At 73.7% G+C, this 20,039-nt stretch carries 18 protein-coding genes, 1 tRNA gene and 2 pseudogenes; 8 read left to right on the plus strand and 13 right to left on the minus strand.

The genetic code is table 11. The annotated features are described in order from the left end of the window. The 11 genes and pseudogenes from ACLIYP_RS08320 to ACLIYP_RS08370 all read right to left on the minus strand — a co-directional run. Window positions 1-612 (minus strand): annotated as a pseudogene (locus ACLIYP_RS08320) (hypothetical protein); the annotation flags it as partial. A gap of 212 nt (window positions 613-824) precedes the next feature. After that, entirely contained in the window at window positions 825-2,102 is a 1,278-nt protein-coding gene (locus ACLIYP_RS08325; RefSeq protein WP_412712490.1) for a glycoside hydrolase family 64 protein, read from the minus strand. Between the two features lie 216 nt (window positions 2,103-2,318). Then, on the minus strand, window positions 2,319-2,618 hold the full coding sequence (locus tag ACLIYP_RS08330) for a hypothetical protein (protein ID WP_412712491.1): 300 nt from the start codon (window positions 2,616-2,618) through the stop codon (window positions 2,319-2,321). Between the two features lie 10 nt (window positions 2,619-2,628). Then, complete coding sequence (locus ACLIYP_RS08335; RefSeq protein ID WP_412712492.1) at window positions 2,629-3,351, minus strand: TetR/AcrR family transcriptional regulator; 723 nt, start codon at window positions 3,349-3,351, stop codon at window positions 2,629-2,631. Between the two features lie 94 nt (window positions 3,352-3,445). After that, entirely contained in the window at window positions 3,446-4,375 is a 930-nt protein-coding gene (locus ACLIYP_RS08340; protein ID WP_412712493.1) for an AurF N-oxygenase family protein, read from the minus strand. 134 nt (window positions 4,376-4,509) lie between these two features. After that, window positions 4,510-4,977, minus strand: a complete 468-nt coding sequence (locus ACLIYP_RS08345) for a DUF3291 domain-containing protein (RefSeq protein ID WP_412712494.1) — start codon at window positions 4,975-4,977, stop codon at window positions 4,510-4,512. Window positions 4,978-5,108: 131 nt separating this feature from the next. Next, window positions 5,109-5,561: an SH3 domain-containing protein gene (locus tag ACLIYP_RS08350; RefSeq protein ID WP_412712495.1), complete on the minus strand. Its 453-nt coding sequence runs from the start codon at window positions 5,559-5,561 to the stop codon at window positions 5,109-5,111. A gap of 485 nt (window positions 5,562-6,046) precedes the next feature. Continuing rightward, window positions 6,047-6,763 (minus strand): annotated as a pseudogene (locus ACLIYP_RS08355) (lytic polysaccharide monooxygenase auxiliary activity family 9 protein); the annotation flags it as partial. 475 nt (window positions 6,764-7,238) lie between these two features. Next, window positions 7,239-7,769 (minus strand): NUDIX domain-containing protein, encoded by a 531-nt coding sequence (locus ACLIYP_RS08360; protein WP_412712496.1) that lies wholly within the window; start codon window positions 7,767-7,769, stop codon window positions 7,239-7,241. Between the two features lie 158 nt (window positions 7,770-7,927). Next, complete coding sequence (locus ACLIYP_RS08365; protein WP_412712497.1) at window positions 7,928-8,764, minus strand: M23 family metallopeptidase; 837 nt, start codon at window positions 8,762-8,764, stop codon at window positions 7,928-7,930. 195 nt (window positions 8,765-8,959) lie between these two features. After that, entirely contained in the window at window positions 8,960-9,955 is a 996-nt protein-coding gene (locus ACLIYP_RS08370; RefSeq protein ID WP_412712498.1) for an ArsR/SmtB family transcription factor, read from the minus strand. A 131-nt stretch (window positions 9,956-10,086) separates the two neighbouring features. Here ACLIYP_RS08370 and ACLIYP_RS08375 point away from each other — a divergent pair, with 131 nt between their 5' ends. Continuing rightward, window positions 10,087-10,458, plus strand: a complete 372-nt coding sequence (locus ACLIYP_RS08375; protein ID WP_412712499.1) for a hypothetical protein — start codon at window positions 10,087-10,089, stop codon at window positions 10,456-10,458. Window positions 10,459-10,471: 13 nt separating this feature from the next. Here the strand turns inward: ACLIYP_RS08375 and ACLIYP_RS08380 are convergent, their stop codons facing one another. Continuing rightward, window positions 10,472-11,956 carry an AAA family ATPase gene (locus ACLIYP_RS08380; protein ID WP_412712500.1) on the minus strand — a complete coding sequence of 495 codons (1,485 nt, stop codon included), beginning with the start codon at window positions 11,954-11,956 and terminating at the stop codon, window positions 10,472-10,474. 327 nt (window positions 11,957-12,283) lie between these two features. On the opposite strand from ACLIYP_RS08380, the gene ACLIYP_RS08385 reads away from it, so the two are divergent. Further along, window positions 12,284-12,502: a hypothetical protein gene (locus ACLIYP_RS08385; protein ID WP_412712501.1), complete on the plus strand. Its 219-nt coding sequence runs from the start codon at window positions 12,284-12,286 to the stop codon at window positions 12,500-12,502. A gap of 239 nt (window positions 12,503-12,741) precedes the next feature. Here the strand turns inward: ACLIYP_RS08385 and ACLIYP_RS08390 are convergent. After that, a tRNA-Arg gene (locus tag ACLIYP_RS08390) sits at window positions 12,742-12,813 on the minus strand. Between the two features lie 155 nt (window positions 12,814-12,968). Here ACLIYP_RS08390 and ACLIYP_RS08395 point away from each other — a divergent pair. From ACLIYP_RS08395 to thrB, 6 genes are all read left to right on the plus strand, one after another. Continuing rightward, complete coding sequence (locus ACLIYP_RS08395) at window positions 12,969-13,394, plus strand: response regulator (protein ID WP_412712502.1); 426 nt, start codon at window positions 12,969-12,971, stop codon at window positions 13,392-13,394. Between the two features lie 140 nt (window positions 13,395-13,534). Beyond that, window positions 13,535-14,365: an arginine--tRNA ligase gene (locus ACLIYP_RS08400; protein ID WP_412712503.1), complete on the plus strand. Its 831-nt coding sequence runs from the start codon at window positions 13,535-13,537 to the stop codon at window positions 14,363-14,365. A 19-nt stretch (window positions 14,366-14,384) separates the two neighbouring features. Beyond that, window positions 14,385-15,776: a diaminopimelate decarboxylase gene (gene lysA / locus ACLIYP_RS08405; RefSeq protein WP_412712504.1), complete on the plus strand. Its 1,392-nt coding sequence runs from the start codon at window positions 14,385-14,387 to the stop codon at window positions 15,774-15,776. A gap of 217 nt (window positions 15,777-15,993) precedes the next feature. Beyond that, entirely contained in the window at window positions 15,994-17,295 is a 1,302-nt protein-coding gene (locus tag ACLIYP_RS08410) for a homoserine dehydrogenase (RefSeq protein WP_412712505.1), read from the plus strand. A 47-nt stretch (window positions 17,296-17,342) separates the two neighbouring features. Then, window positions 17,343-18,422 (plus strand): threonine synthase, encoded by a 1,080-nt coding sequence (gene thrC, locus ACLIYP_RS08415; RefSeq protein WP_412712529.1) that lies wholly within the window; start codon window positions 17,343-17,345, stop codon window positions 18,420-18,422. Window positions 18,423-18,769: 347 nt separating this feature from the next. Continuing rightward, entirely contained in the window at window positions 18,770-19,696 is a 927-nt protein-coding gene (thrB, locus tag ACLIYP_RS08420; RefSeq protein ID WP_412712506.1) for a homoserine kinase, read from the plus strand. The last annotated feature ends 343 nt before the right edge of the window (window positions 19,697-20,039 follow it).

A 20,039-nucleotide genomic window follows, 5' to 3' on the forward strand; every position in this document is an offset into this window, starting at 1 on the left:
CCGGCGCACGCTGTCGGCGCCGCGCGCGAGCTGCCGGTCCAGGGCGCCGCGCGCCCGGGTCGCGAGCAGGTCCAGCCGCCGCTCCTCCGCCGCCAGCCGGGCCGCCGCGGCGGCCCGTTCGCCGAGCACCCGCTCCACCGCCCGTCCGTGCTCCAGCACCGTCCGCACCTCCCGCTCGTCGCGGCCGAACAGCAGCCGGAGGGAGGGCGGAAGCACCCCGGAGGCGCCCCGGTAGTGCTGCCGGGCCAGCCGACCGGTCTCGTCGCGGGCCTCCGCCAGCCGTACGCGGGTGCCGGCCAGTTCGCGCTGGAGCCGGTCGACCTTCCCGTGCCGCTCGGCCACCTCCCGTTCGACGGCGCCGTGCGCCTCGCCGGCGGCCTCGGCCCGCCGGTACAGGTCCCGCATCCGGGTCAGCAGTTCGCTGACGGGTACGCCGCCGTCCGCTCCGGCACTCCCGGGCGGCCCGTCCGCCGGGGCCGGACCGTCCGGGACCGCTGGGGGGAGCGGGGGAGGCGACGGGGCCGCGGCGGCGGTCTGCCCCGGCCCGGCGGCGACCGCGGCGCCGGTCACCGCCGCGACCACCGCCCGCGCCAGACGGACCCGCACCCTCACCACCGGCTCACCTCCGCGCTCCGCACCGCCCCGCGGGTCTCCGAGCGGGGCTCCTGCGGCGATCGTGGCACGCGGGGCCCGGGCCGGCCTCCGGACCGGTGTCCTGGTTACGGCAAACGCCGTAAGACGCCGTGGACCGCCGTGGACCTCCGTGAGGAACGACGTCCGGGACACCGGCCGGTGTCCCGGACGGGGTGCCTCGGCCGGGCGCCTCAGACGGGCCGCTTGACGGTGATGGCCAGCGCCCAGTCGTCGGGCCGCTCGGTGTACATCACCGCGCCCGCCAGGTCGCTCTCCTCGGTGGGCGTGACGTCGTCGTAGGGGAAGGCGTAGCCGCGGCCGTCGGCCGCCAGCTCGTGCACGGCCCGCGCGTACTCGTACCGGGGGCCGTGGGTGTAGAACTCCGCGGAGGTCGCGTCGGGCTGGGAGGGGTTGCTCAGCAGCGTGGTGCGGCACAGCGCGGCGCCCAGCACGGCGGCGATGCGCCCCTGCTGGGTGGCGTTGATCCCGTGGAGGGTGCCGTCGCAGCCGAAGATGTCGGCCTCGGCGGTGGTGCCGGCCGTCCCCGGCTTGGCGAAGGAGGCGGGGGAGCCGTCCGTGATGCCCTCGAAGACCAGCCGGTCGCCGTGGGTCCGGCCGGTGACGGTCTTCCCCGGCCAGACGTCGCCCAGGGCGATCCGCAGGTCCCGGCCGCCGTCGGCGCGGTAGGCGTGCCACACCTCGTCGACGTAGGACCGGTAGTGCCCGGCGAACACCTCCGTGCCCAGGCCCGGGAGCTTGGCGGGGCTGGAGACCCGCACCAGCCTGTCACCGTCGTACAGCGCGCACCTGCCCCAGTCGCCGCCGGCTCCCCGCAGCCGCTCGGCCAGCGCCGCGGTCCCTCCGGCGGGCATGCCGCCGACGTGCTGCACCTGCCCGCTGCCGGGGGTGAGGGTCAGGGAGATGGGGAGGGCGACGCCGTCCACGCAGGTGATGTTCCCCCAGATCCCGCTCGGGTTGTAGGTGAACTCGCAGTAGTCCCAGGCGGTGCGGTACGAGGCGTCGGCGGGATTGGCGGCCGACGGCTGGACGAGGGCGCCCGCGGCGCCGCCCGCGTTGGGGTTGGCGAAGAAGGAGACGCTCTGCCCGAGCGAGACGTACGCCCGGCCACCGGTGAGGTGGTCGTTGAGGGGGATGTCCCGGTCGAACGGGATCCGGTGCGACTCGAGGAAGCCGCTCAGGTCGTGCATCCGCTCGGCCGGATTGGGGATCGGGTCCAGGCGGCCGGTGGAGGGGTTGAGGAAGCCCTGCCCGCCGCCGGGCACGTCGGCGTGGACGTAGGCGAACGCGGTGGACCGGCCGGTCTCGTTGGCGAACCGCACGGTGGGGACGGCGGCGGCCGTACGGGCGGGCGGGCCGGCGGCGAAGCCCGAGGACGTGGCGGCGTATCCGATGACGGGGGCCGAGACGGCTGCGGCGGACAGGCCGAGGAACCTTCTGCGTGACACCACGGTGGGGATCTCCTGACGGACGTGGTAATGGCATGAGCACGACATGCAGGGCCGTGCGCCCGGCCGCCGCCCGGAGGGGCGGGAGGAAGGCCGGATGAAGCCACTGTGCTGAGAGCGCGTTCAAAGGTCAAGACTTTTGCGTGAGAGCGCTCTCATTCAAGGTTCTCCTACAACTCATGAAACCCCGGGGCGAGTTGAGCCCGTGCTTCCCCGGGCTCACCGGCCGCCGGCGGACGGCGGGCGACGACCGCCCGGCCGGCTCCACGGCCACCTCGGCCCGCGCCGCTCCCTGCCCTCCGGCTGGTACACGTACCGCCAGCCGCGCGGCAGCACCGACCACCTCCCGCCGCCGGAGACCGCCTCCAGGCGGTAGACGTGGACGACGGGCCGGCCGCCCGCCGGATCGGGGACGGGGATCTCGTAGTACTTCGGCGGACGTCCCGTGGGGCCGAGCAGGACGGGCAGCACCCGCCCGTCCATCGGCCCGCCGGTGAACGCCGTCTCCTCGCTTCTCACCGCTCCAGTGTCACAGCAGGTGGAGGGCGTCGCCGACCACCGGGGCCACCTGCCGGACCAGCCGGCCCGCCGGTCCGTCCGGCCGCTCCAGCGCCAGCGCGGCACGGGCGATCTCCGCCGTCCGCGGATCACCGGCGGCGGTGGCGGCGAGCAGGGCGAGGAAGTGGTCCACCAGCCAGTCGCGCAACCGCGGCAGCGGCGGCTGCTTGCCCTCGTCGAGCCAGATCAGCGAGGCGGCCTCCACCGCGGCGATCCAGGTGCGGACCGCCATCCGCAGCCGCGGGCCCGGCTCCAGTCCCGGCTCCACCTTCAGGTGCAGCAGGATCTGCTCGGCCGCGGCCCGCCGCACCCCGTCCACGATCGCGTCCGTACGGGACGTCTCGGCGACGCTGCCGCCCCTCAGCAGGGCGGCGAACCCCGCGTCGTGCCCGTCGACGAAGGCGAGGTAGCGGTCCAGCGCCCGCGACAGCCTGCGGCTGAGCGGACCGCTCTGCGGCTCGGCGAAGCACCGCCGCAGCTCCTCGGCCGCGCTGCCCAGGGCGGCCTCGTACAACTGCTGCTTGCCGCCGGGGAAGTAGCGGTAGACCAGGGGGCGCGAGACGCCGGCCGCCGCGGCGACGTCGTCGAGCGAGACGTCCTCGGGGGCGCGGTGCGCGAAGAGGACCAGCGCGGTGCCGATGAGCTGGTCGCGCCGCTCCTCCACGGTGAGCCTGCGGTATGCCGGGGCGGTCATGCGGGCAGGGTAGCCGCCGCCGGCCGCCTCCGTCCCGTCCGCACGGCCCGTACCGCCCGTACCGCCCGTCCGGGACGCCGCGCCCGCCCCGGCCCTACGCCAGCAGCCCGGAACTCCGCCACAGCCTGCGGCCGGCCCCGCGCAGCACCCCGATCTCGTCCAGGAACTCCGTCAGCCGCCTCGCGCCCGCCTGCATCACCTCGCGGCGGTGGCCGCTGGCCCTCACCTGGGCGACCGCCTCGCGGCGGTCGAGCCCGACATCGGTGTAGACCCGCGGGTTGACGAAGGACACGGACATCACCCGGGCCGCCTGCCCGGAGCTGATCCGGGTCAGCTCCGCCTCCCAGCGCGGGCAGCTCACCATCTGGCGGCGCAGCTCCTCGCGCGCGTAGCGCACGTGCCGGGCCTCCTCGACGACGTGGATGCGGGTGATGCCGCGCACCAGCGGCTGGACCCGCTCGTCGGGGAACGTCAGCCGCTGCATCCAGTCCAGCACCTCCTCGCCCAGCAGGGTCGCGGTGAACGAACCGGGCGTGGTGGAGACGGTCTTGAGGACCCGGGCCAGATTGTGGTGGAACCGCGGGACCGGGTACGGCCGCACACCCGCCCTGGATATGAAGCGGGTGAACATCTTGGAGTGCCGGCACTCGTCCTCGATCTCGGTGAGGGCGTAGCGCACGTGCGAGCTGTCCATGGGCTTGTCGTAGATGTGGCGCACCAGCAGCTGGATGAGGATGATCTCGAACCAGACGCCGAGCGAGGCGAGCGAGGCGGCCTCGCGGCGGGCGAGGTCCATCCGCTGCTCCTGGGACATCCGCCTCCACAGCGGGGTGCCGTAGAGGGAGACCAGCTCCGGCGGCCAGAACCACTTGCCCTCCTCGAAGGGCGCGTCCCAGTCCAGCTCCCGGTCGGGGTCGAAGGAGTGCCTGGCCGACGACTCGAGCAGGCGCTCGGCCACCTGTTCGCGGTCCCTGAGCGGCCCGAGGGCGTCCCGGAGCCCTTTGGCGTCGGTCGCGGTCGTCATCGCACGGCCACCTCACTGTCGGGTTACTGACGGTCACACCTGACTCGCCTCTTATGAGACCGCTCGTCAGCAAGCCCGTCAATCCCCCGCGCACGACCGGGCGGGACGCGCTCCGGCGCCCCGCCTGCCGCGGATCAGCCCTCCCGGCCGTGCGGACCGAAGGTCGTGCGCAGGTCGAACGCGTACGGCGTGGGGCCCTGCTCCCGCAGGCGCAGCAGGCGCTCCTCGGCCTCGGCCACGGAGGGGCGGTGCCCGGCCTCAACCCACCACAGGGCGGTCATCGCCTCGGCGACCCGCTCGAACCACTCGTGCCGCCGCTTGAGCAGCTCCCGGTGGCGACCGGTGTACATGAAAGCCGTGAGAGAGGGGAGGTCCCGCCACACGGACATGTTGACGATCAGCCAGTCGTCCCCGAAGACGGGTACGTCCGTGGCGTCGCCCGACTCGCCCTGCAGCCGCCACACGAAGCCGTCGGCGCCGTCGGCGACGGCGTTGACCGGGTCGAGGGCCTCGGTGAAGTCCCTCAGCAGGGGGGAGTCCAGGGGCGCCTTGAGGCGGGCGATGTTGACCTGGGCGAGCTGGTGTGCGGCGTTGGTCGTCATGGATCGCACGGTAGTGGCGGGCGCCCGGGCGGCGCGGGGCTTTCCGCCCCTCGGACGGCCCGCGCACGGCGGCGCCCGCCCGCGCCGCCGGGAGGCGACGTGGACGGGCGCCGATGGTTCGGCCGCGGCCGTCAGCGGTGGCAGTAGTGCGGGGCCGGACCGATGTTCTTCACGTAGCGGGCGGAGACCCAGCCGTCGTGGTGGTGGTGCTTGCGGTCCAGCTTGTACCAGCGCGGGTTGCCGTCGATGTTCTGGCTGTTGACCTTGCACTCGATGTGGATGACCTTGCCGTAGGGCAGGGTCGCCAGAACCCGGCTGCGGGTGTTGGGGTGGCTGCGGACGTTCAGGCCGGAGCGGGCGATGACCTGGCCCTTGTAGGTGTGGTGACGCCTGTCGTCCATCGACTCCGGCGCCATCTCCGGGTTGCGCGTCTCGGCACCGGCGCGCGGGGCCTCGACGCTCTGCCGGCCGAGGTCGGCGGAGGGGGCGGGCGGCTCGGCGAAGGCCGGCCCGGCGGCGGTGGCGAGTGCGACGGCGCCACCGGCGGCGACCAGGGCGAGCTTGCTGAGCTTCGACTTGACCATTGTGGAGAAACCTCCTGGGAGGGGAGGGCCCGGTGCGGGACCGGGCCCGGGGAAAGGACACATGGACTGCGTCACGGCCCGTGATGAGCCGATCACTACCACGCGCAATTCACGTTAAATCGGCACATATGTGCACGCAATCCATCACGTTCGGTAGTCAAGTCGGCTAAAGCCCAGCTCAGAGGCCTTGCGGCCACCCGGAGGCGCTTTCCGCCCGGCTGCACCGCACGGGTGAGGGTGCCGGCACCTCACCGCAGGTCAGCGGCCTGCCCCGCCGCCCGGACGGCCCCGCCGCGCCACGGCGGGGAGGTGAGTGTCCGTCCGGGGGCGCGGGTCGCCGGACCGGCCGAATCCGCGGGGTCCTTCCGCGTGCGCCCCCACCGGTCTCCCCCGGCCGTGCGCACACGGAAGGACCCCGCCGGACGAGTCCGGCGGGGTCCTGTGAGATCAGCGCGCCCCTGGGGCGGAGCGCCTTCCGGTCACCACGTCACATTGCCGTTGCCGCCGTCGAAGACGACGTCGGAGCAGGAGTAGAAGTTCTCCTGGCTGTCGGAGCGGGTCCAGTGGATGTACATGAGGTGCTGGCCGGAACGCTGCGGCAGCTGGACGTTCCAGTAGTAGTGGCCGCTCTCGGAGCCGACGCTGCCCGACTGCGGCGGGTTGGTCACGGTGTTGATCTTCTCCAGGTCACCCCAGGCCAGGGCCTTGTTCGGGGACCAGCCCTGCTTGGTGATGTAGACGTCGAAGCGTCCCGGGTGGTGCGCCCAGTTGCTGTGCTTGATCTGGACGTTGGTGCCGGAGGTGAGGTGCGTCTTCGGCCAGTCGCTGCGGGCGGCGTTGTACGAGGAGAAGTCGAACGGTCCCCGGTCGCCGCCGCTGCACAGCTTGCCGTCCGGGATGTAGCCCGTGGTGCGGCCGCCGCCGTTGGAGTCGAGGACGGCGAACCAGTTGTACAGCCCGGTGGTCCCGTCCTCCCGGACCGAGGCCGCGCAGGCCGGGTTGGACGGCGTCTGGTGCCCGTTCCTGACCAGGTCCTGGTAGCACAGGTAGGTGCGCGAGCCCGGCATCATGGTCGCGCCGTGCGCCGTCGCCGGGGTGGGGGCGGAGGCCATGACGAGGCCGAACAGGGCAGCCCCGAGGAGGGCTAAGGGGCGGGGGGAGCGGGCCGGCGTCCTGCGCCGGACGGTGTGCTGAACAGCCATGGTGGGGGGTCTCCTTCGGAGTCTTCCGCGCCGGCGGGCGGCCGCCGGCGCCTGCCCGCGGAGCGGGCCGGGCCGGCCGCGACCCGCCGGCGGGTGTGCAGCCATACGTGGAGGCGCTCCCCTCGGCGGCGGTCGGCCGGAAGGCGTGGGGGTCGTCCGCGACCCGCCGCTGGGAGCGCTCCCATTGCTTCAAGGTATCGCCGTATGAAGCGCTCGTAAACGCCTTCTCGCGAGATCGCTTCGAAAGTCCCGTGCGATCGTGGGGCAAAGCGCCGCGAAACAGACTTCCGGCGCCGCATCCCGGACACCCGCTCCTGATGCCGGCCCTCGATGTCGTCCTCCCGGCGCCGGCCCGTGAGACCGCTCCGGAGCGCCGGAACGCTCCATGCCGCCGGACCGCCGGACCGCCGGACCGCCGGACCGCCGGACCGCCGTGCCGCTCCCGGTCCGTACCGGGGCCCGGAGGTGCGCCGACCTACACGGCCTGACCGGCGGCCTCCCCCGTGAGATATGCCCGCATCACCTCGGTGTGCGCCGGGAAGGCCAGCTCGGCCGGCTCCTCCAGCACCAGCCACTCCGTGGCCTCGGCCGTGGGCGCCGACGGGGGAAGGGAGGCGGCGTCCCGCTCGGGCAGCAGGCCGAAGACGAGAAGGCTGGTACCCCCGTTGTGGACGTCGAGAAGGGTCACGCCCTCCGCCGCGGCCTCGAGCCCGGTCTCCTCCCACAGCTCGCGCACGGCGGCCTGCCGCCAGCTCTCGCCCAGCTCCATGTAACCGCCGGGCAGCGCCAGTTCACCGCGGAAGGGCTCGATGTCCCGCCGCACCACCACCAGGCCCCTGCCGCCCCCGGCGGTGGCGACGGGCTGGAGCGCGACCGCGACGGGCAGGGGGTTGGCCCAGCTCGTCTCGCCGCAGCCCGCGCAGTCCCTGGGCCACCCGGCGCCGTCCGGGTAGGGCGTCCCGCAGTACGGGCAGTGGGTGATGCGGCGGCCTGGCGTGAATCCCATGTGCGGACTGCCCCTCTTCCGTGTAAGGCCGCCCGCCGGCGGCTTGGCGGCGCTCCGGTCCATCCAACCCGATCGGCTGAGGGGAGGGGAGCCGAGGGGGAGGCGAGGGGGCCCGGCCGCACGGCCGGGCCCCCTCGCCCCTCCGGTCGCGCCGCGCGTCAGCAGTTCGGCACGCCCGGCAGCTTGGCGTCGGGGTGGTCGATGTAGATGTTGGAGACGAAACCGCCCTGGTCGCGGAGCTTGCTCCACCAGTTGTTGGTGTAGCCCTCGGCGTTGACGGTGTCGCCCTGCTTCTGGCAGACGACCGTGACCCGGGTGGGACCGGCCAGGGTGGTCACCACGGCCGAGGAGAGGTAGGCGTCGGCCCGGACGCGTACGCCCGAGCCCCAGGTCATGAAGCTGCTCCCGCCGCCGCAGCCGTTGTCGCTGGTGAGGTAGTACTGGTGGTAGCCGCCGGGGTAGGCCAGGGCCGAGCCGTTGATGCGGATGTTCTGCCCGACGCCGTTGTAGAGCTGCTCGTAGTGGATGTGGGCGCCGGAGGAGTTGCCGGTGCTGCCGGTGGTGCCGATCTGCTGCCCCTGCCCGACCCAGGCGCCGCTCGCCACGGAGAAGGACGCCAGGTGGAAGTAGTACGTCTTCCAGCCGCCGCCGTGGTCGATGACGATGTAGTTGCCCGCGCCACCGGCCTGGTAGTGCCGTGTCGCGGTGCCCGCCGCCGAGGCCAGGACGGGGGCGCCCGCGGTGGAGCCGCCGTCGGCGCGTACGAAGTCCAGCGCGCGGCGCACCTCCGCGGAGTGGTGGCTGTAGGTCCATCTCTGGCCGCAGGCGTAGGGGGCCTTGAAGTTGGGGGCGGCCAGCGTGCCGGCCTCCGCCGCCGCGGCCGGAGTCGCGGCGAGCGTCCCGGCCAGCACGGCGAGCGTCCCGGCCAGCACGGCCAGGAGCCGCCGGAGCGGCCGCCGCCGCGAGGGGGAGGGTGTGAGGGATCGCGAAGACATGCGGTGGCTCCTCGTGGTGTGAGGGTGGGGGAACGCGGCCCGCGGAACGCGCCGGCCGCCGGCTGCGCGGTGGTGGGAACGTAACCGGACCGGCGCCCTCTCACAACGGGCGGCGGGAGCCTTTCGAACCAGCTTGAATGCCTTGCGCGCCAAGGCCTTCCGGCCTTCCGCGGTGACCGCCGGCGAGTGTCCGGTTCAGGGGACGCGGCCGTCCAGCAGCGCCGTGCCGAGCGGGGTGCGGCGGTGCAGCACCCGCATCCCGTCCCGCCGCGAGGCCACCAGCCCCGCGTCCCGCAGCACCGCCACGTGGTGGCTCACCGTCGACGGCGCCAGGCCCGTACGCGCCGCCAGGCCGGTGGTCGTCACCGGCTCCTCCAGCAACTCCAGCACCCGCGAGCGCGTACCGCCGATCAGCTGCGCCACCGGCGGCGCCGCCTCGTCCCGCCGCAGCCGGGTCAGCCAGCCGGGCGCGGGGGAGAGCGGGTGCACCAGGACCGGCGGCAGCGAGTCGTCCGCCAGCACCAGCGGGGTGCGGACGCAGAAGAAGCCGGGCATCAGCGTCAACGCCCGCCCCTCCAGACGCAGTTCGCGCTCCAGCGGATAGGGCGCCCGCAGCGTGTGCCCGTCGTACTCCCAGCCCTCGGGCGCGGCGTAGCTTTCCAGCAGTGCCTGCGCGCCCCCCGTCAGGGCGGCCTCGCCCCGCCGGGCGCGGTCGGCCGCGGCCCGCGCCCGGACGGCCGCCAGATACGGCGCCACCGCCACGTCGTGGTAGCGGCGCAGGGCGTCTCCCAGCCACCGCAGCGCCTCCGCCCCGCCCTCGGCCACCCACCGCACGCTCCGCGGCACCGGACCGCGCACGTACACCCGCGCCAGCTCCTCGGCCAGCCGCCGCCGGGGCGTGGCCAGCACCCGGTCCAGGGCCGCGTCCACGTCGTCCTCGCCGCGGCCGGGGGTGAGGAAGTCGGGGAAGTACGGGGCGGGCGGGCACAGCCGCATCAGCTCCCGGACCACCGGGAGCATCCGGTGCCGCTCCAGCGCCGCGCGCACCTCCTGCCGCCAGGGGTCGAAGACGAGCGCGGCCTGCCGGTTCTGCAGCAGGTGCAGGCTCAGGACGGCCTCCCACAGCGGGTCGGTCCGCCGCGCCACCCGCAACCGGGCCAACTCCCCGCTGTCGAAGCGCACATGCAACATGGGCACATCCCGTCGAGGTCGCGGCCCCGCCGGGCCGGGCCGATTCCAGCGGGAACCTTCCCACCGCCGGCCCGAGTCGAACGGCCCCGCGCGACCACGCACCTGTCCGAGGCGGATGGCATCCTTGCCCGGTGCCGATCGACGCACACGACGACGCCCCGCCCGCCCCGACGCCCGTCCCGCCGCGCCGGGACGCCTCTCCCCGCGCCCCTCGGAGGACCATGGACCTGCTCGCGTCGCTCGACGGGGCCGTGGCCGCCCTCAAGGCACCTCTGGGCCCGGCGGACACGGAACAGGGCTGGACCGACGACCTCCGCCGGGAGATCCAGGAGGAGATCTCGGTCTGCCGCTCGGTGCTGCGGCGGCACGACCCGGCGATGGTCCGCCACCTGCGGCCCCGCCTGGACGAGTGGCTGGCGCGTGAGGGCGTACGGCCGGGGCGTCTGCGCGATGCGGTGCTGGAGGCGCAGCGGCTGCTCACCGAGGCACGTGACGGTATCTGATACTCCGGTCGGATCAGTCGCCGTGGTAGAGACGGAATGGGTCGATCAGCTGAACGGTGGGGTCTTCCTCGGCGAGGCGGCGCAGTTCGCCGGTGAAGCCGGCGCCGCTGTAGCACTGCAGCCGGGTCGTGCCGTGTGCGGTGCCGCGCGCGACGAGGAGGGCGCGGATCCGCCGGAGGCGTTCGAGGTGCCCCATACCCATGACGTCGTTCCACTTGGCCTCGCCGATGGCGAGCAGTGCCTCGCGGCCGCTGTCGGTCTCGCCGTGCACCGCGACGTCGACTTCGTGGCCGGTCTTCGCGGCGGGATCGTTGACGGTCCCGGCGGCGACCCGGGTGGCCTGCCCGCCGTGGGTGGCGGGGGCCGCGTGCCAGCGGGCCCACTCGCGGCAGACCTGCTCGAAGTGCGGGCCGACGACCTTGCTGCGGAAGGTGGACTGGGCGCGGCGCCAGACGGCGGGTGCGCGTCCTGGGCGCTCCAGATCGCCCCAGGCGGGGCGCATGACCGCGTGGTAGAAGGCGATCAGGGGTTCGGCGATGCGGTAGGCGGAGCGGTTACGGCGGAAGGCGTCGGCCTCGTGGGTGATCATGCCAACGTCATGGAGGACGCTGAGCGGGTGGGCCAGGTCGGTGGACTTGCGGCCGAGGTAGTCGGCGATGCCGCCGCGTGCGGTGTTCCCGGCGGCGATGGCGGCCAGGACGGAGTGGTAGAGAGCGGTGTCGTGGAGCTCAGGCTCCTCCGCGAGCAGATAGCGGGCCTCGCGGAAGAGAGGACGGGCGGGGTTGAGGACGGCGCGGGCGACCCATGCGTCGAAGTCCTCGGGGCCGGTCGGGACGTCCCCCTGGGTGAACTCACGGCGGTAGGCGGGGGTGCCACCGAGGATGGCGTGGGTGAGCAGCGCGGTGCGCGGGTCGGTGATCTCCCAGAACTCAGCGGCGAGGCGGAAGTCCAGGGTGGGCACGACGAGTTCCAGCCCGGCACGGCCGCGCAGCGGGGCGTTGCCGGCGAGGAGCCCGCCCATGAAGGACAGGGCGGAGCCGCACAGCAGGAGCCGTACGGGAGTGTTGGAGTGCTGGGCGGCGGGGTCGAGAGCGCGCTGGATGATCGAGGGGAGGGCGGGGGAGGCCTTGGCGAGGAAGGGGAACTCGTCGATGACCGCGACGGTGGGGCTGCCTCCGTCGGCGATGCGCATGAGCTCGGTGATCGCCTCGTCCCAGTGGGCGAAGCGGAACGGGGTGGGCTGGCCGCGGTGTCGGGCGAGCGCTTCTCCGAACTGTCGCAGGGCGTCGGCTTCGGTGGTCTCGGTGGCGGTGAACATGAAGCCGCCGCTCGCCCGTGTGACGGCGTCCAGGAGGAAGGTCTTGCCCTGCCGACGCCGGCCGGAGACCACGCCCAGGGTGGCGCGCGGGCCGGGCAGGGTGGCGAAGCGGGTCAGTTCGGCCCATTCGAAGTCGCGGTCGAACATCTCGGCGGGCTTGTCCACAGTGCACCTCTGCATGAATAGGTGTATCTATTATAACTGGAGTTACTCATGCTTTCGGGACTCGTCCAGGGTTGAGTGGTCGACGTCCGCCCGAGGATGCTCGGCTCGCTGAGGCGTGTATCCCGAGCCGCTACGGGCGCGTCCGGCTACGCGGGGCCCGTACCTGACCCCCGGCGGTGCGGGCCGCCTTCCGTCACAGCGGGCCTGGACGAGTTGGCCGAGGTCGTCGTGCCCGACCTGACGGGCGGGGGAGCGCCCCGGGTCCGTGCCAGGCGCTGCAAAGCCCGTCCTGCGGATCGAACCTTCCTGTGCAGGCGTGCCGCCGTCGTCGAAGATGTACGCGTGGCCAACCGCATCAGCACACTGATCTCAGCCTTCGGCGTCCTCGCCGGCGCGATGTTCCTCCTCACCGGCATAGGTGAGTACCAGGCAGGGGCGTCCGTGCTGTGGGCAGTGGGCGGGGTCTTCATCTTCCTGATCGCCGTCTACGCGCTCGTTCGTGATCTCCGCGCTGCCGGGAAGCCGGTAGCGGGACGAGACGGCGAGGGCCGTACCCGCTGAGCCCATGAGCCCCGGAGAATTCCGGGGCTCTCGGCATGTCCGAGCAAGTGCTCCGCAAGCGGCCCGAAACCGGGGCCTGACCTGCGCGGAGGCCGCTCCCGGCTACTACGGCATTACTACGTGATCACTGACATCCGGCTGCCTTCGGCGGCATCCGCCTGCCTCCGGCTGCACACAGCGAAAAACCCCGCTCGCAGCGTTCTCGCTGGTGGCGGGGTCTTCTGGCACCTCATCCAAGGTGCCCCCGGCAGGATTCGAACCTGCGCACACGGCTCCGGAGGCCGTTGCTCTATCCCCTGAGCTACGGGGGCCTGTCGGCGGCGGTCGGTTGATCGCGGCGACGGGTAGAACACTACCAGCTTCCCGGGGGTGGATCGGACAGGGTTTGCCGGTGCCGGGCGGGCGGAAAAGGGCGAAAGCCGGACGCAGGCGGAGGTGTGGGCCTAGTCTCTGGGGTGTGCCTGGCATGTCCGGCCGGATCCTTGTGGTGGACGACAGCGAGGTCATCCGGCAGCTGATCAGGGTCAACCTCGAACTCGAAGGCTTCGAGGTCGTGACCGCGGCCGACGGTGCCGAGTGTCTGGAGATCGTGGAGCGGGTGCGGCCCGACGTGATCACGCTCGATGTGGCCATGCCCCGGCTCGACGGCCTGCGGACCGCCGAGAGGCTGCGCGCCGACGAGCGGACGCGCGGCATCCGCCTGGCGATCGTCAGCGCCTGTACGCGGTCGGAGCTGGGCGGCGAGCAGGTGCGGGCGGCGGCGGTGGACGCGTTCGTGGCCAAGCCGTTCGAGCCGGTTGAGCTGGTGCGGACGGTGCGGCGGCTGGCCGCCGGCGGGCGCGGTGACGGCGGGACGTGCGGGACGGAGCCCGTCGTACGGCAGCCGGGATGACACGGCAGCCCGGGTGAGCGGGACGGGCCCCGCGGGACGGGCCCCGCGGGACGGGCGGTGGGCACGGGCCGGTGTGAGGTGCGTGTCATCCTTCGGAACGCGTTCGCGCACCTCCACCCCCTCTCCCATACCCTTGACGCGTGACTCCCGCCCAGCTCTCGCGCACCGTGCTGCGCACCGTGCGCCGCGCGGCCGGCGACGGCGCGCTGGGCGAGCTGTCCCCGGACGCGCTGGAGGCGCTGGACGGGCTGCCGGAGCGGATCACCGTGGGGCGTCCGCCGCGGCCCGGCTGCGGGGACTACGCCACCAACGCCGCGCTGCGGCTGGCCGCCGTCACCGGGCGGCCCGCCCGCGGCGTCGCCGAGGTCCTGCGGGAGAGGCTGGCGCGCGAGGAGGGCATCGCCGAGGTGGCGGTCGCCGGTCCCGGGTTCCTCAACATCACCGTGGCGGGCGGGGCCCGCGCGGAACTGGTGGGGGCCCTGGCGGCGCGCTGCGGGGAGTACGCGGCGGCGGAGCGCACCGACCCCGCCCGCGACGTGCGCGAGTGGGCCGCCGCGACCGGTGAGGAGCCCGGCCCCGGGCTGCTGGAGCAGCGCGATTCCAACCCCCTCTTCCTCGTCCAGTACGCCCATGCCCGCTCCCGGGCGCTGCTGCGCGGCGCGCGCGCCCTGGGCTTCGCCCCCGAGGCGGGGGCCGGCGGATACGCCTACGACGCGCCGCGCGAGGCGGACCTGCTGGGGGCGCTGGCCGAGTACGAGCGGATCGCCGCGCTGGGTGACCCCGGCCGGCTCGCCCGCCACCTGGGAACGGTCGCCGACGGCCTCCTCGGCATACACGGGTCCGTGCTGCCCGCCGGAGAGCGGAAACCCCTGGCCGCCCACCGGGCCCGGCTGGCCCTCGCCCAGGCCGCCGGGACGGTGCTGGCCGGCGGCCTGTCCCGACTGGGCGTCACCGCACCCGTACACCTGTGATGGAGATCACGAAGCGATCATGAGCCGTTCCGCACATCCCGCCGGGCCCCGCCACGCCGACGTCCTGCCCGAGGGCCACTACGCCCCGCCGCCCGCCGACCTCAACGCCCTCGACCCGCGCGTGTGGGCCCATACCGTCGCCCGCGACGAGCGGGGGGTGGCCACCGTCGGCGGACTGGACGTCGTCGCGCTGGCCGAGGAGTTCGGCACCCCCGCCTACGTCCTGGACGAGGACGACTTCCGGGCCCGCTGCCGCGCCTGGCGCGAGGCCTTCGGCGACGAGGCCGACGTGTTCTACGCGGGGAAGGCGTTCCTGTGCCGCGCGGTGGTGCGCTGGCTGACCGAGGAGGGCCTCAACCTCGACGTCTGCTCCGGCGGCGAGCTGGCCACCGCGCTGGCCGGCGGGATGCCCGCCGAGCGCATCGCGCTGCACGGCAACAACAAGTCCACCGCCGAGATCGAGCGGGCCGTGGAGGCCGGGGTCGGCCGGATCGTGCTGGACTCCTTCCAGGAGATCGCCCGCGTCGCGCACATCGCCGAGCGGCTCGGCAGGCGCCAGCGGGTGCAGATCCGGGTGACGGTGGGCGTGGAGGCGCACACCCACGAGTTCATCGCCACCGCCCACGAGGACCAGAAGTTCGGGCTCGCGCTCGCCGACGGGCAGGCCGCCGAGGCGGTGCGGCGGGTGCTGAAGCTGGACAGCCTGGAGCTGGTGGGCATCCACTCCCACATCGGCTCGCAGATCTTCGACATGGCCGGCTTCGAGGTCGCCGCGCGCCGCGTGGTGCAGCTGCTGACCGAGGTCCGCGACGAGCACGGCGTGGAGCTGCCCGAGATCGACCTCGGCGGCGGCCTGGGCATCGCCTACACCCCCGACGACGACCCGCGCGAGCCCCACGAGATCGCCAAGTCGCTGCACGAGATCGTCGCCCACGAGTGCCGGGCCGCCGGACTGGCCGTGCCGCGGCTGTCGGTGGAGCCGGGCCGGGCCATCGCCGGCCCGACGACCTTCACCCTCTACGAGGTCGGCACCGTCAAGGAGCTGCAGGGCCTGCGCACCTACGTCAGCGTGGACGGCGGCATGTCCGACAACATCCGCACCGCGCTGTACGACGCCGAGTACTCCGTTGCGCTGGCCTCCCGCACCTCCGACGCCGCGCCGATGCTCTCGCGCGTGGTCGGCAAGCACTGCGAGAGCGGCGACATCGTGGTGCGCGACGCCTTCCTCCCGGCCGACCTGGCCCCCGGCGACCTGCTCGCCGTCCCGGCCACCGGCGCGTACTGCCGGTCCATGGCGAGCAACTACAACCACGCCCTGCGGCCGCCGGTGGTGGCGGTCTCGGGCGGCAGCGCCAGGGTGATCGTGCGGCGCGAGACGGAGGAGGACCTGCTCGGCCTGGACGTCGGCTGAGGACGGCCGACGCAGGCCGGCACCGACCGGCACCGCCCGGCGTCGGCCGACGCCGGGCGGTACGGGACGGCCGGACGCAGACCGGCCGTCCGGACGGCGGCCCAGACCGGGCCGTCTCAAAAGGAGAGGACGACGTCTCGCATGCTGGATGGGGCGGGGGATCCGGCCACCCGTGCGTGAGACTTGAGTCCACAGGACTGTGAAGAAGCGAGGTCTGATGATGCGTACGCGTCCGCTGAAGGTGGCGCTGCTGGGCTGTGGGGTCGTCGGCTCAGAGGTGGCGCGCATCATGACGACGCACGCGGAGGACCTCGCCGCCCGGATCGGGGCCCCGGTCGAACTGGCCGGGGTCGCCGTCCGCCGCCCCGGAAGGGTCCGCGAGGGCATAGCGCCCGAGCTGGTCACCACCGACGCCGCCGCCCTGGCCGCCCGCGAGGACGTCGACGTGGTCGTCGAGGTCATCGGCGGCATCGAGCCGGCCCGCACCCTGATCAACACCGCCTTCGAGCACGGCGCCAGTGTCGTCACCGCCAACAAGGCGCTGCTGGCCGAGGACGGCCCGGCCCTCCACGAGGCCGCCGAGAAACACGGGGTGGACCTCTACTACGAGGCCGCCGCCGCGGCCGCGATCCCGCTGGTGCGCCCGCTGCGCGAGTCCCTGGCCGGCGACAAGGTCAACCGCGTCCTGGGCATCGTCAACGGCACCACCAACTTCATCCTCGACCGGATGGACTCCACCGGCGCCGGGTACTCCGAGGCGCTGGACGAGGCCACCGCCCTGGGGTACGCCGAGGCCGACCCGACCGCCGACGTCGAGGGCTTCGACGCCGCCGCCAAGGCCGCGATCCTGGCCGGCATCGCCTTCCACACCCGCGTCCGCCTGGACGACGTGCACCGCGAGGGGCTGACCGAGGTCACCGCCGCCGACATCGCCTCCGCGCGGCGCATGGGCTGCACGGTCAAGCTGCTGGCCATCTGCGAGCGCGCCGCCGACGGGCGGTCGGTCACCGCCCGCGTCCACCCGGCGATGATCCCGCTGACCCACCCGCTCGCCTCCGTCCGCGAGGCGTACAACGCGGTCTTCGTCGAGGCGGAGGCCGCCGGCCGGCTGATGTTCTACGGGCCCGGCGCGGGGGGCGCGCCCACCGCCTCGGCGGTGCTGGGCGATCTCGTCGCCGTCTGCCGCAACCGGCTCGCCGGCGCCCGGGGCCCGGGGGAGTCCGCCTACGCCCAGCTCCCGGTGAGCCCGATGGGCGAGGTGGTCACCCGCTACCACATCAGCCTGGACGTCGCCGACAAACCGGGCGTCCTCGCCCAGTGCGCCACCGTCTTCGCCGAGCACGGGGTCTCCATCGACACCGTGCGCCAGCAGGGCATTGACGGCCCCGGCGACGGCGCGTCGCTGGTCGTCGTCACCCACCGTGCCTCCGACGCGGCCCTGTCGGCGACCGTCGAGGCGCTGCGCAGACTGGACACCGTACGGGGTGTCGCGAGCACCATGCGGGTCGAAGGGGAATGAGAGAGATGACCGCCACCACCGCCAGTCCTGGCACCAGCACTCCTCGAATGTCCGGCACCCGCCAGTGGCGGGGCATCATCGAGGAGTACCGCGACCGGCTCCCGGTCACCGACGACACCCCCGTCGTCACCCTGCGCGAGGGCGGCACTCCGCTCGTGCCCGCACAGGTGCTCTCCGAGCGCACCGGCTGCGAGGTCCACCTCAAGGTCGAGGGTGCCAACCCCACCGGATCCTTCAAGGACCGCGGGATGACGATGGCCATCAGCCGCGCGAAGGAGGAGGGCGCGAAGGCCGTCATCTGCGCCTCCACCGGCAACACCTCCGCCTCGGCCGCCGCCTACGCGGTGCGCGCGGGGATGGTCTGCGCGGTGCTGGTGCCGCAGGGCAAGATCGCGATGGGCAAGATGGGCCAGGCGCTGGTGCACGGCGCCCGCATCCTCCAGGTCGACGGCAACTTCGACGACTGCCTCACCCTGGCTCGCGGGCTGTCGGACAACTACCCGGTGTCGCTGGTCAACTCGGTCAACCCGGTGCGTATCGAGGGCCAGAAGACCGCCGCGTTCGAGGTCGTCGACATGCTCGGCGACGCCCCCGACATCCACGTCCTGCCGGTCGGCAACGCGGGCAACATCACCGCCTACTGGAGGGGCTACCGGGAGTACGCCGCGCCCGGCCCCGACGGCGGGGTCCACGCCTCCCGCACACCGCGGATGTGGGGCTTCCAGGCCTCCGGCTCGGCGCCCATCGTGCGGGGCGAGCCGGTCAAGGACCCGCGCACCATCGCCACCGCCATCCGCATCGGCAACCCGGCCTCCTGGGAGTACGCGGAGGCGGCCCGCGACGAGTCCGGCGGGCTCATCGACGAGGTGACCGACCGTCAGATCCTGTCCGCCTACCGGCTGCTGGCCGCGCAGGAGGGCGTCTTCGTCGAGCCGGCCTCGGCCGCCTCGGTCGCCGGCCTGCTCAAGGCGGCCGAGCAGGGGAAGGTCGACCCCGGCCAGCGGATCGTCTGCACCGTCACGGGCAACGGGCTGAAGGACCCGGACTGGGCCGTGCAGGGCGCTCCCCAGCCGACCGTCGTCCCCGTCGACGCGGACGCCGCGGCCGAGCGCCTCGGCCTGGTGTGAGGGCGCGGGACGTGTGACGCCCCCGTGCCGGGCGCGGCCCCTGGTGGGCACGCGTCCGGCACGGGGGCGCACCGGTGGCGCGCGACACGCATCGTGCGCCTCCCGTACGCCCTGTACCGCCACCGAACCGTCCTTCGATAGGGTGGGACTACGTCCCGACCTGTCACACGGCATGTGCCAGAGGTCAGTGGACCGGTCCGGCTCCCAGCCGCGGTTCCCCAAGACGTCGCGCAGCGCGTCCGCGACCCGCACCGGACCGGCGTCCGCCCGCACATCCGACCGAGCATCCGAGCAGCACAGCCCCCGCAGTCCCCCAGGACAGTCACACCAAGGAGAGTCAACGAGCGATGGCCGGTCCCGCGTTCCGCGCCGCCGCCGTCCGGGTGCGCACCCCCGCCACCAGCGCAAACCTCGGCCCCGGCTTCGACGCCCTCGGTCTGGCCCTCGGCCTGTACGACGACGTCGTGGTCCGCGTCGCCGACTCCGGACTGCACATCGACATCGCCGGCGAGGGCGCAGACACCCTGCCCCGCGACGAGAGCCACCTGCTCGTACGCTCCCTGCGTACGGCCTTCGACCTGCTGGGCGGCCAGCCGCGCGGACTGGAGGTCGTCTGCGCCAACCGCATCCCGCACGGCCGCGGCCTGGGCTCCTCCTCCGCGGCCATCTGCGCGGGCATCATCGCCGCCCGCGCGGTGACCACCGGCGGCGCCGAGAAACTCGACGACACCGCCCTGCTGGAGCTGGCCACGGAGATAGAGGGGCACCCCGACAACGTGGCCGCCTGCCTGCTCGGCGGCTTCACCCTCGCCTGGACCGACGGCGGCGCCGCGCGGGCGATCAGGATGGACCCGGACCCCACCGTCGTCCCGGTGGTCTTCGTCCCCGACCGGCCGGTGCTCACCGAGACCGCCCGCGGCCTGCTGCCCCGCACCGTCCCGCACGTGGACGCCGCCGCGAACGCGGGCCGCGCCGCACTGCTCGTCGAGGCGCTGACCCGCCGCCCCGAACTCCTGCTGCCCGCCACCGAGGACCGGCTCCACCAGGAGTACCGCGCCCCCGCGATGGAGGAGAGCGTGGAACTGGTGCACCGGCTGCGCGCCGACGGGGTGCCCGCCGTCATCTCGGGCGCCGGGCCCACGGTCCTGGCGCTGGCGCAGGAGGCCACGGCCGACAAGGTCGCGCGCCTGGCGGGCGACGGATGGGCGGCCAACCGGCTGTCCCTCGACACGGCGGGAGCCGGTGTGCTGCCGCTGGCCGGCACGGGCCGGTGACACGAATGCGGGCCTCGGAGAGGGGGAATGTTTGTTGGGTCCGGTAGTGTTAACCTCAAGTCTGCACTCGCAGCCTCCTGGGACGACCCGAGGGCGGTGCGGTGCTCTCCGTGATCCCATGGGTACAGTCCCACAAGGGAACACTCCTTCTTCCGGGAGCCTCCAGAACTGCCTGAGCAGCCTGCCGAGCAGTGTCGAGCTCGCTCCGGAACGGCGTGATTGACGCACGTCATCCCCTCACGCCACACCATGTATTGACTGTGTACTGATTCCTCCGCCGTACATCCGGGCGGAACCACCGCCCCGGCCCGGTCGAGACGAAGACCGCAGCCGGACAGCACAA

Origin of the sequence: Streptomyces nanhaiensis, assembly GCF_046614825.1 — a bacterium.
Lineage (GTDB): Bacteria > Actinomycetota > Actinomycetes > Streptomycetales > Streptomycetaceae > Streptomyces > Streptomyces radiopugnans.